This is a genomic window from Mycobacterium sp. NGS49 (assembly GCF_059812565.1).
Map to the genome: position 1 here is coordinate 1 of NZ_JCALCX010000049.1, position 13,699 is coordinate 13,699.

Below are 13,699 nucleotides of genomic sequence, written 5' to 3' on the forward strand. Positions count from 1 at the left end.
ACACACCCATGACCACCACCAACCTGCACACCCCCCTCTCCTGGTGGATCCAAACCGACACCGGCGCAAGCAAAATCCCGACCAGCGCCACCACCACCGCGGAGCTACCACCCAACCTTTCAGCCATCAACACCGCACCAAGACACCAGCGCCCCACCACCCCGGCGGAGAACCTCAACCTCACCTCACCCGTGACCGCGCCCTGCCGAATCGTGGCGCAGATGACCAACTTCGCCTCTCCCGCCAAAGACTGCGGCAGGCGGCCCACAACCACCCCTCTGGCCTTCGTCCGCAAGGCGGCAGTGGATTCCCACGTGGATCGGCCGGTGTTCGAAGGCACCGCCGAGTTGCTCAACACCAGCGAAATGAGGCGCAAGCCTACTTCCATAGCAGCGACCCGCCACGCAAGCGTAATTCGTTTCCCCGCAGCGTTGTTCGCGTACTCGACTCCCCGCCCCGGCCGACCGCAGCCAACTCGAGATGTTGTCGTGCGGCTGAGCCATCGAGCCTTCGTGAAGGCCGATTGATCGGACATCGGGTGGTGGTTCGCGGCCCTATCTGCGCAGTGAAGTCAGAGACCTTAAAGGGAGAAGGGAAGGTCGGCGTGGCATCAAGAATGTTCTACGACGACGAGGCCGACCTGAAGATCATTCAGGCTCGCAGGGTCGGCGTCATCGGATACGGCTGCCAAGGGCAGGCGCACGCGCTGAATCTGCGTGACTCCGGCGTGCAGGTGAAAGTCGGCCTGAGGGAGGGTTCGAAGTCATGGGCAAAGGTCAAGGAGCAGGGTCTGGAAGTTGACACCCCTGCCGAGGTCTCAAAGTGGGCTGATGTGATCATGTTGCTGGCTCCGGACACCGCTCAGGCCGAGATCTTCACCTATGACATCGGGCCCAACCTTCAGGACGACGATGCACTGTTTTTCGGTCACGGCCTCAACATCCACTTCGGGTTGATCCAGCCCCCCACCGACATCACCGTCGCCATGGTCGCGCCGAAGGGGCCCGGTCAATTGGTGCGTCGTCAATTCGTCGCAGGAAAGGGCGTGCCTTGTCTGATGGCCGTTGACCAAGACCCGACGGGCGAAGGGCAGGCGCTGTCGTTGTCCTACGCCAAGGCCATCGGCGGCACGCGCGCCGGCGTCATCATGACCAGCTTCAAAGACGAGACCGAGACCGATCTATTTGGCGAACAGGCCGTATTAACCTGTGGTGCAGAGCAATTGCTAAAATCCGGATGCGATGTGATGGTGGCGGCGGGCTACCCACCGGAGACGGCCTACATCGAGGTGTTGCACGAACTCAAGCTGATCGTCGACTTGATGCATGAGGGCGGGATCGCCCGGATGAACTACTCGATGCCTGGCGCCGCGGAGTTCGGCGGATATCTTTCGGGTTTACGCGGTCCCCGAGCTCTGCGTCTGGCGCGCAACCTTCGAACGGTTGCCGTGCCCGCCCGCACACCGTGCCCGGAGGCTCGCTAAAAGCAAAAGGCAAGTCGGGCACTGGCCCAACGGCAATCGGCACCGTTCGCCGGCAACCGCCCGCTGGTCAGACGCGGCGCCGAGATCTTCCCCTGCGTTTGGGTGTTGGCGAGTTGGTCAGTCAGGAAAACGGGGAATCTCGGTGCGGCCGGGAGGCGCTGGGCGCCCGCCTAGTGCCACGATTGCTGCTCACCGGCGCCGCTCCTGGCAGCGACTTGAGCAACCGGGGTCGGAGGTCTCACACACAGCAGTTAGTAGCGTGCGGGCGGAGCTGCGGGGCTGACAGGCTTGCCCGAATATCCGGACATCATTCCGGCAAGACAACTCGTGCCGCCCACCGAGTGCCCGCTTTCAGGGCCGACCACGTTTCTGATATTCATCGTGATTGGTGGTTAAACAGTTAACACTCGGATGGTTGGTCGCGACGTTGTCGGCCTTTCTCGGTTGTGCTCTTGTGCGGGGCGTGGCCGGAGATTGATCGGCGCGTTGGCGCCATGGCGGTTGCAACGATTGGCGCGATTCCCGAACAGGCCTGGCTTCCGGCCTATGGCACCGCCGGCGCGGTGCCTCAGGATGCCTGGGTCGAGTCCACCAGCGTGCTGGATTTGTCCGGCTGGCCCGGAGGGATCCGGGTCATCATCCGCAATGAGCGACCGCACCCGGGCGCCTTTCACCCGTGCCGATATCACAATGACTCGTGCATTCATACTGCTTCGACGAAACGGCGGATGGGGTGACGGGGGCGTTCATCCCTCGCTGAAGTACCGGCTTGCGAATACCCGCGACTGAGCCGCAATGGCCTGTTCAGCCGTAGGCAAGCCCATTCCGGTCTCAATGAAATCGCGCAAGACTTCGTTGTCTACTACGCCGAGCGCGCGCAACACTTCCGCCAAGACAGTGTCTTGCAGCAGATAGGTGTGCTGACCGGCCAGACCTTTGTGTCGGGCCAACTCAGCAAGCACGACTATTTCCTCTGCGAGCTCAGATTCACTGATACGCCCCACGCTTGGCGATAGCTCAACCCGCTGAGTCCTGCCATCGATCAGCGCCGACACTGAAACCGTATCCTGCGGATTAACGACTGTGAATAACTGCGCAACTTCTTTCTCCCCATCCCCGTTGTCCTCTTCAAGTACCTCGGCCTGGGATTCCGGCGCCAATACATCCAGATCGGTGTAATCGGACTCCGCTGGCTCAAAAACAGCGAAAGCATCCGCGATCGATTCTGCCCCGCCGTCCTTGATGCTGTCAAAATCTAAGGCCCGCGAGTCCGCAGCAGCGTAATCTGTGGATGCCAAATTCTCGATTTCATAAAGATCCAAGGCTGCAAAATCCTCGTCTTTATCGAAATTCGGCATTACACCCCTTCCCATGGCGCGAAACATATGACATTCATCGACTTGGCCGGCAAATGCCTCTGCCGTGTCGCACTTGGTGCGCCCTTGGAAATAGTGACCAACTCCTGCGTGTGGTCGCGTCCTTGAGATGCCGATAGCCCCGCCGCTGTCTGGGCAAACCGGTCATCAGCTGATTCTCGAATCTCCGAAATGAAGGCTGCGCAATCTCCGGTGAGCTGAGCGGAGTTCGGTCGGGCCAGAAAGCCATGCCCGCCGCTCGCGGGCTGCTGGCGGATTGCGATCGTCGACATTGGGGCTGCAACCCAGACGAATGAAAGTGGACGCGATCAACGAGCGAGGACTTGTTTGTCAAGGCTGCTCCCCAACTCTTCATCGACGCTCATGTACGTTTCTCTGGCGGTGCGCAGCTTGGCGGCGAGGTCGGTGGCGACGGTTCGCAGGTTTCCGCTCGCAGCGCGACGCACGGCCTCGGCGGCATCGAACGCGGTGTTGGAGGCTCCGCTGATCACGCCGTGGGTCACCCAGACCGCCGTACTCATTGCCGCGGTCGCGGCGGCCGCCTCACCCACCGCTGCCGACGCCTGGTCCTGTTTGGTTGCCAGCTGATCGAGATAGCTCGGCGAGATGGTCAGATATGCCATTGATACGTCTCCTTCTCCCAGATCTTGTTGCTGGTCGTTCGCGGGCCACAGCCCGACGCGCTAGCCAGGTGGCGCTACCGAATGCGGTCCCCGGGCGTTGGCTGGTGCAGTTCGGGGCCAAGCTTTGCGATGTCGGTGGGCACACGCTCGGCGCTCACGCCCCCAGCCGCCGCGTTGGTGCCGTCGGACGCCTCTGCGAGCGCTGTCTCGGTACGCATGTATCCGGCCGCGGCGACTTCGTCGGTGACACCTTCCCCGGCAGGTGCTGCAGCGCCTTGACTCTGTTGGTTCCTCGCGCCGGCCTGCTGTGCTTGTGCCGCGGTCTGATTGACCATGTTCATGAGGTGAGGAACGCGCGAGAGCACATTCGCCCTTTGCCCGGACATTGCAGACATCGCCGCCATTGCGGTTGCCGGGGGCAGCGGGAACGCCGGCGCGCTCGGCGTCACGCGATCTTGGTGAGAGTCATGTGTGTCCGAACCACGGTCGGCGAGATCATCGACCAGAGCGGGCTGACCCTCCAACGAGCCGCTCCCGGCAAGTCCCGCCAGCGTGGCAACGCTCGGCGTTTGGGATTCGGCGGCCACCGCGGCAGACACAGCCGCAGCCGAGCCGATCAACGTCTGCTCCGCTCCTGCCACCTCGATTTGAGAAAATGTGCCCGACGATAGCGCGCGTGTCGCCACTTCGCCGTAATCAAGCGCCACTTTATTTGCGGCGTTTGCAATCGCGATGGATTCGGACAACGTAGACATTTCTTGGGCAAAAACGGTAGCTCCGGCCGCAAATGTTGCAGCAATTTGCCACGCGCAGGAGACTTCCGGACCGACGACCGGAGTGAGGTATAGCGCGAGCGCAATACCTTGGGCAACGACAAGCCCGAACAAAGTGACCGCAATGGTTGTGTGGGCACTTTCCACTGCACTTCCCTGCTGCTTGACGAGGGCCTGCAACTGCCGGTCAAGTTCCTGCATTTTCTCAACGAGATCCTGCAGAGCCACGTTGGCATCGGCATAGGCTTTCGACGAATCTCCGCTCCAGTCCCGCCCGTCCGGGTTTGCCGCGGACAGGTGCAGGGAAGTGATCTCGAATTTTTGCAATCCGTTGGTGAGTGCAGCTCCCCTGTCAGGCGGACCGAACCCGTTAAGGAGATCGACCATGGAGATCGCTACCATCGCGGCGTCGATGATCGCTGTTGGAGTTGGAAGCACTTTGGTGCCCATTTTGCTCAACGCATCCCTCAGAACGGCAGCCTGATTCCTCGCATACCACATACCCTTTCCGGCGGCCGCGCCGAGATTGGCGCCGGTGCCGAGCCAATCGCCCGAATAGGCGCTGCTTCCCGCGCCGCCTAGCCGCTGGAAGCAATAAGCCAAGTCATGAATTCCCGCTAAATAGCTCATGGTAGACATCCTTTTTCACATTTGCAGCGAAGAATATTAGTCGCGTATCGTATGTCCGAGGTATTTCACTTGCCAATCAAACCGATCGCTATAGCCACGTTGAGCGGTATCCGCTAGTGCGCTTAAGAAACGAGGCCTGACTCGATATCGGACTGAGGCCATCATCACAACTGTTGCTAGCTGATAAGTACGACGATATACTGAACGGAAGAGGGGGGCCCAATATTCGAACAATGGTTGATTTCACTGCAATTAGGAGAGCGAAGATGACGGACACCCTGCTGGTTGCCAGCGACTGTTTGACTATTGCGGGCGATAAGTTGAGCGTTCTTGTTCTCCCACAGCCCAGGCCGCCCTTAATGGCAGCCGGAACGGATCCCGTGTCCGCTGCGATCAAAGCGACGATGTCGATAATTGAGGCACCGGTCACCGAGGGGCTGCCCGCCGCGCAAGCCGCCGTGACCAAGACGGGCCGCAATATTGTCGCAGCGGCGCGCATGTATACAGAGACCGATCGATCACTGGCCGACCATTTGAGCCGAATCCCATTCCTGAGCGCCGATGAGTCGCTCACATACAACGCCGCGGTGGATCCGTGAAAACGCCCTGCGGTCCGCCGGCCACCCAGCAGTAGGAGGCTGAGCGCACCAGCCGCACCAACGCTGCAGCTTGACCAAGCTTTGCTACGGTGCCTCAAGGTACCAGCGCCGTTGCATCGAGTAGCTCGGCCACACGCGTCCAGTACAACCAGTCGGCAACGGCGGCGCGCTTGGTGGCCGCTTCACGTGTGGTGTGAGCCTGCTTTACGGCGATTTCTTGAGAATCGAGCGCGTATCGATGAAACGCGCGTAGGTGAGCATCCTGGCGACAGGGATCACTGCTAACCATTGGTTTCATCACCTCGAACCACAACGACGGCCGTTCATCAGCTGGCCACCCGATGCCGCCCGACGGGGGCGTCAGGGCCAGCAGTTGCCGGAAGTCGAACGTCCCTGACTCGATGTCCTTCAGAAGGCGGTCGGCTGAGTCGGGATCCGTCGCGGCCGGCACGCGCTGTTTGGCAGAAGGAACATCCAGTGGTTCAGCGGGCAATAGGTTTGTCAAGCGCGAATCGGTCGTCGAGGCCAGCAAGGCGGCAGCTTTCGGATCCACGACCTCCAAGCGCGACCGACCAGGCATTCTGCCGGAAGCCGGGATATCTTCTGCTTCTAACGCTATCTTCGCCGCGCCGCAATCGGAGTTCGCCAAGTGCTCATGGGTGCCAATGACCGCGCGAAGTTCGGTTTGGTAATGAGCAGCCCAGCGCTGTACGGCTACAACCGGGTAGGTAGCCCAGCTCCTTCGCTCTGCGGCCGAGAGTGCCTGATCAGCACTGGCCATTATCACTGATTTCGGCAGGCAAAGCTGTTCGGGTATGTACGCAAGTCCGTAACTGTTTGAGACGACGATTGCGCCGTCGGTGGTCACTCCGGTTATCCAGTAGAAACCTAGAGCCCCACAGCCGTTCATGTCGGGCGCATTTAAGGCAGCCGCGATGCGCCGTGCTACCTGAAGCGGATCTACAACGCTTGTCGACCGGCGCGCAGACGCATTAGCTATGGCGTCCCGTTCGGCGCGCGCCGGTGTCACCGGAATCAACGCCACCGCAGCGGCATCCCCTGATGTTGTGCTCTCAGCAGAGTCGGTACGCGCACCGACTCTGGTCCGGGGGGCGTGTGCGTCGGTCGCCGTAAGTCGTGTCACGGGCTTCCTGTTCGATGCTTTCGACGCGATCAGGGGACCAGGGACGACGTGGCCACCAGAGGCGGCGCCGCTCGGCGCGTCGGGCGTGATCGGAGATTTGGATCGATTGGGCACTGCGTTGATAGGCGGCCTGGCCGAATCCTCGCCCAGCCTGGCGTTCAATGCTGACGCTGACGCCGCCATGGGGGCTGGCTGCGCACCGCCGCGCACTCCCGCCCCTGAGAACTGCGCGGGCACCGCAGCTGGCAGCGGGGCGGCCGGTCCGGGCTGCGGCCCGCAAGAGGGGCCGGCAGTCGGTGGCGGTCTGACAGCGGCCACCTGGCTGTGCGGGTTAGGCGCTGTCGGCTGAGAGATCTCACGGGCCTTGGGCGTCTCGGAATTCTCGGATGGTTCGAGCGACAACTGCGGATCAGTAGCAAGATAGGACAGCTGCGGGGTCAACGCCGATTGCTTCGGTGGTGCGCTCGAGTACTGATGCTCGAAGCGCGCGCTGGTGAGAATTGGCGGAGCTTGCTGCCCGAGTAGATCCTGAAGCGCACTTTCCGACAATCTCCAGCGCTTGCTCGCCAGAATGTCATCCGCGGCGGTGGCTACCAAGCTTGTATTGGCTTCACGCGCCACAGAGATGAGCGCCTCTATCGCTGTGGTTCGCTCCGTGGCGTCGAGAGTCAGGTCATTTTCCAGCAGTCTGATCTGAGCCTCGGCATCTTGGATATTCTCGGTGATATGCCATTTAGACTCCGCGACCAATGTGGCGACGTATCTTTGCCATGAGATAGCTGTTGCGAGCCCGGTCTGCAGTGCCGTCAACTGATGAATATTCGCTTCGAGTTCGCGGCCGGCAGCACGAGCGGCAGCACCCGACCAGATGCCACCATCGAAGACATCAGCGTGCTGGAATTTGCACGTCGCGAGCACCTCAGTGACGTCGCGCAAATCCCGCGCGTGCTCGCCAGCCCGATCGAAAAGGATGTCCTCGTCCACATCTGGCCATCCAGCCGCTTCAAGCATCTGCTCGGCGTAACGACCCGCGGGTCTTGCCAGTCCCATTGTGTATTCCTCCACGAGCCGAACACGACTAATCGATCAAGATGTCGGGCCAACCGTGGTCGGCTGGGATCCGCATGCGCCCCAGGTATGCCGTGCCTCCTTCAGACGTTCTTCGCCGTTGCGCGACATGGGATTCGCTTCCCTCCTGGCGCGCCGACTCGCCGAACGCCGAAGACCGCGGCCGGGCCAGCCGTAACTTGTCGGCAATGCCGGCCAAACCTCCACCGATCACTTGGGCTCCTCCGCATCTGGGGCATCTTTCAATCGGCGTCGACCGATGATGCCCTGCGTCCATGGCCTCTCCTCGGTGTAGAGAGCCTCCTCATCCCGCTGCGGGCGCTTGCCGGCTTTACCACCGCCCTGGTCCTTCCCTCCAGGACCGCGCAACGGGGCCATTCCCATACCACCGCTACCCATTGCGCCCGACTCGGCACGGCCGAGGTCTGCAGCCGGGGATGCGCCGGAGGGACTTCTCGGCACCGAGCTGCTGGTCGCTGGGAGTCCGATTGGCAGCCGCGCCGGCCCTGGGACACCACCACCCCTCAGTGCTGCCGCTTTCGGCGCCGGCACGCCGGCCGCCAGGCCCGGCGCCCCCATCCACGCATCGCTCGAGTCATTTGTCGTCACCGCATTGGGCATCGAAGAGGAAGGCAGGCTGGACATGCCGAGAGAATCGAAAAGATTCGCGCTGTCCAGGGGCGACTCATTGGTGGGCTGCGGAACCGCACCGCCGCCGGAAATAGGCACATCGGGTGGGGGAGATTCGGAGATGGGTTTCGGCGGCGGTGCTATGCGATAGGCAATGGGAGGCTTCGGTGGCGTGAGCGGAGCCAACGGCAACGAAGCCCGGCGTTGATATTCAGCGAGGACCTCGTCAGATTCCGCTTGCAATTGTGCATAAATCTCCATTATTGATTGCCGAAACTTCGGCAGTCGACGATATTGTTCGTCAAGTTGCACTAAGTCCGCATATTTCACGGTTGTATTCTGGAACCAGATGTGTTCCCGTTGAGCCCAACGCTGCGTAAGCATGACACCTCGGGCTTGATCGGCCATTTTTCCGCACATGGCTGCCATTTGGTCCAGCCAACCACGCTGCAGATCGAAACTTTGTTCCACGGCATGACTGGCCTCGCAATACCAGTGCTGGAAGGGCCGGAATCGGTAACGGACTTCAAGTAGCGTCCGCTGGTGCGCCTCCCACGCTTCCGCAAAACGCAGAAATGACGCACCCTGATCTCCGGCTTCATTGTCCATCGCCCGCTGCTTCAGGTCCGCGAAAGCCGACGTGTCCGCCATCGCCGCTACAGGCGTGTCGCTCAGCTGTGCCGCGGTGAGGGCTCCTCCTGCCGGGCCGCGAGCCGCCAACGACATCGCCGTTTGGGAGTTGATCGCCTCCGCGGCGCCCTCGTCGACCTCGTCGTAAGCCTTTGCGGCATTTCGCAACGACTCAGCGAGTCGCCGCCACTCTCGTTCTGCCACCGTCAGGTAGAGCCGAATGTTATCGGCTGACAGCGAAAGTTGTTGAGCTGCAGCTCTAGTCATTGCCAAGTGACAGGGTGGCGCGGGATCTTCCGAAGGCCGGTCCGCGATCGGGTCTTCGAGTTCGGCCGCCCTGGCGAGCAATTCTTCTGTCTCTACATGGAGTGTTCGCGGTTGTGTCATTGCACCTCATCTCCCATTGCGACTTGTTGGCGCTGTGCAGAGGCAACGCCTGCCTCACTGCTCACAGCTGTCCGCAAGCACCGCGCGATCATCGGCGCCGACAGATCGGTGAAACGGAAAAGGCCACTAGAACTCGCTCAGTGAGGTCTTGAGGGAATCGGCGATGTCGGCGAGCGAAGAGGCAAGCTGTTGCTGCTGCGCTTGGATCGTCGCGGACGCGGCAGCCTGCGCGTTGGCCAGCGCCTCGTTGATGCGCTCCTGGACTGTTTTCGCACCCAGACGTAGCAGGCCTTCTTCGACGAATAGGCCGGTCAGAGTGCGTCGTCCATCAAGGGTCACCCCGACGCTCTTGGCCTCATCGGCGCCACTGAAAGTAGCCACCTGTGATCGGTGCATCTGGTCGCTGAGGACCGAATTGAATTGCTCCAAGAGCTTCAACGCCTCAGCCACCTGAGGGTGCGTGTCATTGCTCATCTGCTGAAGGGTCCTGAACGCATTGAGCGCTCGAATGTTCCAACCAGCCCGTAACGCCGCCCCGTGCGGCATCGCGCAATTTTCGGCGCACCTTCGCTCTGTTCACCATTGCCACCCGCGATCGTTGCGGTGACAACACCATCTGGGGTCTTACGTTTAAGAGATCGGCCAACTGGCGGCCTGCACGCGGCAACGATCGATGAGGCCGGATGTGACCTGACGTCTGAATCGCCGTGAAGCAAACACTTCGCTTCCAAACGAGGTTTGAAAATGCCGCCCCCCTCGGCGAGCGCCGCACTCGCTGGTGTGGGGCCACGTTGCGCCTCGACGTCGTGCGCCATACCCGCTCCTCACTCTCGGTTGTTGAGTTTATCTTCACTTACGAGGATATCTTCAGTCAAGTGTTGGGGACGGCTTGAGCTGGTGATGCGTCGAAGCTCACAACGCCTGCGCCCGGGCACCACTTCAGGAAAATGCGACGAGCGTTACGCCTTCAGCGAGGCTTACCCCGGCCGGGTCGGTAGCACTTGCGGTCGCAGCGGAGGCGTTGTGCCCGCGGCGGTACCGATGGCAATACATGCTTGTTTGATCCGAAATGATTTTTCGCTTCTCACCCAGCGAGGGCGCTTCGGAACTACGCACACACCCCGGACTGGCGGCCTTCGTACAGACTGGTCCGCGCGCTGCGACCGGGTTAGGCACTCGGCCCTAAGCACGTGCTCCGTCTTCGTCCAAGTATTTTGAAGACATGTTCACCGGAGTCTGCTGCAGGTCTCAGCGCGACTCATTGATGCGACTCGGCGGGGAGCTCAATCATGGCTAGTTGCACGGCGACGGGGGCAAAGCGCCGCGCCGCGGACCTGCTCACCGGCACGCTGAGTATGTCGGAACCATTGGCGAGCAAGGCTGTTGGGTTTACCCGCTCCACCTACCGTCGCCCGCCTGCGACGCAGACCCCGGATGACCCAGACGCCAAGATGCGGGCCAGGCTGCACGCCTACACCACCAGGTACCCCGCGATCGGCCGGCTTACCCGGGCGGCGTTGGGCTAGGACGAGCGCCGGGAAATCCGTGGTGCCCTGGATACCGCACGCCGGCCGAATACGCTGCGGCATGCAGGGGCACCGACACCCCGGTGACCTGCGAGATCAAGTGAAACCGTCAAACAAACCCGACTCGAAACTGGTGGACTCAGTAACGGGGACCCGTCACGGCGCTCCACTGCTTTAACGGCGCCGCCAAAAACTTCGGCGCCGGTTGACTCTCGCTCAATGGGGCCCGCCCTTGCCCACCGCTCATTCTGCCGAGAGATCCTTATCTCTGCTGTTACACAACAGAATTCAGGGCAGTCGACTACATAGAGGCTTCCTCAGTCAACCGCTGGACAAAGCCATGGTGCCCACACTCAACAACAGAAGCTAAACGGATCAAGGCCATAACCTCGAATCACCGACAGAACTGAAAGTAAAGCGGCCCTGGCTTATTCGGGTTGCGCCTATTTCTGCGCGAGGACGAATGGTGATTACCGAGCCAGACACTCAGTATTCACCTTCGTCGTACCAACAAACGCCACACGGTTACGGGTGGGGCGGGGGTTTGCACCCTTGCTGCGCTTGGCGAACCAAGTCATCCCTGTTGGCCATCTGCGCCCTTGGTGCCTGCTGAACCGGCGCCGCCGACGGTACCGACAACGCCCCCGCCGCCAGTGAGAACACCGCCGGACCCGCCGGCACCACCGGTGCCTCCGACCCCCGCGGCGCCACCACCACCCCCGTCACCGCCAGCGCCGCCAGGACCGTCATCACCGCCGTTACCGGCGACACCGCCCGCGCCGCCGTTGCCGCCCTGACCCCCGGCGCCACCCTCACCACCGCTGCCGCCGGCGCCGCCGGACCCGCCCGTTCCCGCCAGCAAGCCACCCGCACCGCCCTGACCACCGGCGCCGCCCTCACCACCGCTGCCGCCACCACCACCGTCTCCTCCGGCACCTCCAGCACCCCCGGTTGCGCCAGAGAAAATCTGGTTATTGACCAGGCCCGTGCCGCCTTCGCCACCGATACCGCCCCCACCCCCATTGGCGCCGCTGCCGCCGCTGCCGCCGATTCCGCCGATCCCGCCGGCACCGCCGTCGCCGACCAGCAGTCCGCCCCGGCCCCCGCTGCCGCCAGCACCGCCGGCTCCGCCGCCGCTGCCGGCCGCACCGCTGGCACCGGCACCGCCAGCGCCGCCTTCACCGCCGATGGCGCTAGGGGAGGAGCTATTGGGCACAATCACCGTCGTCGTACCGCCACTTCCTCCGGGGCCGCCTGCTCCGCCAAGAACTCCGCCTGCCGCCCCGGCACCCCCGGTGCCGCCGATGGCCGCCGCAGTGGTGCCGGTGCCGGTATCGATGATTGTGACGAAGCCACCAGGACCGCCCCCACCGCCGGTTGCTCCGGCGCCGGCAACGCCCCCCAGACCGCCTGCGCCGCCATAAACCGATAAGTCGTTGGAACCACTCCCGGGGCCGGTGATAAAAGCCGAGCCCCCAGTCCCGCCGTTGCCACCCGCAACACCCGGGCCACCGGTTACTCCGTCGGCTCCCGGGCCGCCGACCAATTGGAAAATGCCACTGGCCGAAGTGGCGATACTCAGCCCGGACGCTCCGGTGGCAGCGGTGGTGCCGTTAGGGGTGGCGTTGGTCCCGTTGGCACCGGCTAACCCAGTCCCGCCCTGCCCGCCGCTACCACCGCTGCCAAACCACACCGCACTTCCCCCGTCACCCCCACGCCCAGCAACACCGCCGTTAATGCCAGCCGAGGCAACCCCACCGGTCCCACCAACGCCACCATTGCCATACAACAACCCGCCAGTACCACCACTACCCCCCGCCGCACCAGCACCACCTTGCCCACCAGCCCCACCGCTGCCCCACAACCCGGCACCACCCCCAGCACCCCCAGCGACACCAACCGCCGTACTCACACCCCCCGAGCCCCCATTGCCATACAGGATCCCGCCCGCACCACCAGGTTGCCCCACCCCATTGACCGTGCCCCCAGCCGCGCCATCCCCCACCAAGGGTCGCCCCAACAACGCCTGAGCCGGTGCATTGACCGCACTGAGCACCTGCTGCTCCAAAGTCTGCAACGGCGACGCACCGGCGGCCTCAGCACTCACATAAGACCCGGCACCAGCAGCCAAGGCATCCACCAACTGCCGATGAAACGCCGCCGCCTGCCTGCTAACCACCTGGTAAGCCAACCCGTGCTCACTGAACAAACCCGCCACCGCCGCAGACACCTCATCAGCACCGGCCGCCATCAACTCCGTCGTCGACGCCGATGCCACCCACGTGGCCGTATCGATCGCCGACCCGACACCGGCCAAATCGCCAGCCGCAACACCAACCAACTCCGGCGCAACCCGCAGATACAACATCACCGACTCCTTCGACTAGCGACCATCGACCTCGCCGAAACCCGTCGGGCAGTCGCCAGTCTGCCGTCTAACCGATTGAGCTCGTTGACAATCAACCGCCTGCACCCATAGCCCATAGGCGTCGCAAAAGCCGCGCGCACCGGCGCCAGCACATCCGTGCGCGCCGCCGGCGCTGGCGTACGACTCCGCAGCGGCCGCCAAGCTCGGGATAAACCGAGCTTGACATGCCGCCGCTTGCCTGCTGGCCGGCTGGTAGGCCAGCCCGTACTCGCTGAACTGCACCGCGACCGCCTGTGACACCTCATCGGTACCGGCTGCCACCAGGCCTGTCGCCGACACCGCGGCACCCGCGGTGCTCCGGCGCCATGACGACGTGTGACACCTCGTCTCCTTCGACGGTCGGCCTAGAACTCGGCAGAACCCGCCTAGGCCGCAGCCGACAAGTAACGGTGATGGGATCGG

The 13,699-nt window shown here is 62.8% G+C and carries 10 protein-coding genes and 3 pseudogenes; 5 read left to right on the plus strand and 8 right to left on the minus strand.

Features of this window, described 5'->3' with window-relative positions; translation table 11 throughout:
• The 3 pseudogenes from AC5Y7D_RS28545 to AC5Y7D_RS28555 form a co-directional block, all read left to right on the plus strand.
• A pseudogene (locus AC5Y7D_RS28545) lies at positions 1 to 527 on the plus strand (hypothetical protein); the annotation flags it as partial.
• Between the two features lie 89 nt (positions 528 to 616).
• A pseudogene (gene ilvC / locus AC5Y7D_RS28550) lies at positions 617 to 1,402 on the plus strand (ketol-acid reductoisomerase); the annotation flags it as partial.
• A 602-nt stretch (positions 1,403 to 2,004) separates the two neighbouring features.
• A pseudogene (locus AC5Y7D_RS28555) lies at positions 2,005 to 2,151 on the plus strand (IS1380 family transposase); the annotation flags it as partial.
• Between the two features lie 78 nt (positions 2,152 to 2,229).
• On the opposite strand, the gene AC5Y7D_RS28560 reads toward AC5Y7D_RS28555, so the two are convergent.
• The 3 genes from AC5Y7D_RS28560 to AC5Y7D_RS28570 form a co-directional block, all read right to left on the minus strand.
• On the minus strand, positions 2,230 to 2,841 hold the full coding sequence (locus AC5Y7D_RS28560; protein WP_499929385.1) for a hypothetical protein: 612 nt from the start codon (positions 2,839 to 2,841) through the stop codon (positions 2,230 to 2,232).
• A 326-nt stretch (positions 2,842 to 3,167) separates the two neighbouring features.
• A complete protein-coding gene (locus AC5Y7D_RS28565; RefSeq protein WP_499929386.1) occupies positions 3,168 to 3,482 on the minus strand; it encodes an ESX-1 secretion-associated protein in 315 nt (104 codons plus the stop codon).
• Between the two features lie 74 nt (positions 3,483 to 3,556).
• Positions 3,557 to 4,885 (minus strand): EspA/EspE family type VII secretion system effector, encoded by a 1,329-nt coding sequence (locus tag AC5Y7D_RS28570; protein WP_499929387.1) that lies wholly within the window; start codon positions 4,883 to 4,885, stop codon positions 3,557 to 3,559.
• Between the two features lie 266 nt (positions 4,886 to 5,151).
• Between AC5Y7D_RS28570 and AC5Y7D_RS28575 the strand changes: the two genes are divergently transcribed.
• The gene (locus AC5Y7D_RS28575; protein WP_499929388.1) at positions 5,152 to 5,484 is read left to right on the plus strand and encodes a hypothetical protein; all 333 of its coding nucleotides are present in this window, start codon (positions 5,152 to 5,154) and stop codon (positions 5,482 to 5,484) included.
• A gap of 94 nt (positions 5,485 to 5,578) precedes the next feature.
• Here the strand turns inward: AC5Y7D_RS28575 and AC5Y7D_RS28580 are convergent, their stop codons facing one another.
• From AC5Y7D_RS28580 to AC5Y7D_RS28590, 3 genes are all read right to left on the minus strand, one after another.
• Positions 5,579 to 7,678, minus strand: coding sequence for an EspK C-terminal domain-containing protein (locus tag AC5Y7D_RS28580; protein WP_499929389.1), 2,100 nt, complete (start codon positions 7,676 to 7,678; stop codon positions 5,579 to 5,581).
• Between the two features lie 228 nt (positions 7,679 to 7,906).
• Positions 7,907 to 9,343: an EspB family ESX-1 secretion system-associated protein gene (espB, locus tag AC5Y7D_RS28585; RefSeq protein WP_499929391.1), complete on the minus strand. Its 1,437-nt coding sequence runs from the start codon at positions 9,341 to 9,343 to the stop codon at positions 7,907 to 7,909.
• A gap of 126 nt (positions 9,344 to 9,469) precedes the next feature.
• On the minus strand, positions 9,470 to 9,889 hold the full coding sequence (locus tag AC5Y7D_RS28590) for a YbaB/EbfC family nucleoid-associated protein (RefSeq protein ID WP_499929393.1): 420 nt from the start codon (positions 9,887 to 9,889) through the stop codon (positions 9,470 to 9,472).
• A 743-nt stretch (positions 9,890 to 10,632) separates the two neighbouring features.
• Between AC5Y7D_RS28590 and AC5Y7D_RS28595 the strand changes: the two genes are divergently transcribed.
• Complete coding sequence (locus AC5Y7D_RS28595; RefSeq protein ID WP_499929395.1) at positions 10,633 to 10,869, plus strand: hypothetical protein; 237 nt, start codon at positions 10,633 to 10,635, stop codon at positions 10,867 to 10,869.
• A 574-nt stretch (positions 10,870 to 11,443) separates the two neighbouring features.
• Here AC5Y7D_RS28595 and AC5Y7D_RS28600 read toward each other — a convergent pair.
• Together AC5Y7D_RS28600 and AC5Y7D_RS28605 are read right to left on the minus strand one after the other, a co-directional pair.
• Positions 11,444 to 13,237, minus strand: coding sequence for a PE family protein (locus AC5Y7D_RS28600; protein ID WP_499929397.1), 1,794 nt, complete (start codon positions 13,235 to 13,237; stop codon positions 11,444 to 11,446).
• Between the two features lie 15 nt (positions 13,238 to 13,252).
• The gene (locus AC5Y7D_RS28605; protein WP_499929413.1) at positions 13,253 to 13,696 is read right to left on the minus strand and encodes a PE family protein; all 444 of its coding nucleotides are present in this window, start codon (positions 13,694 to 13,696) and stop codon (positions 13,253 to 13,255) included.
• Positions 13,697 to 13,699 lie beyond the last annotated feature (3 nt).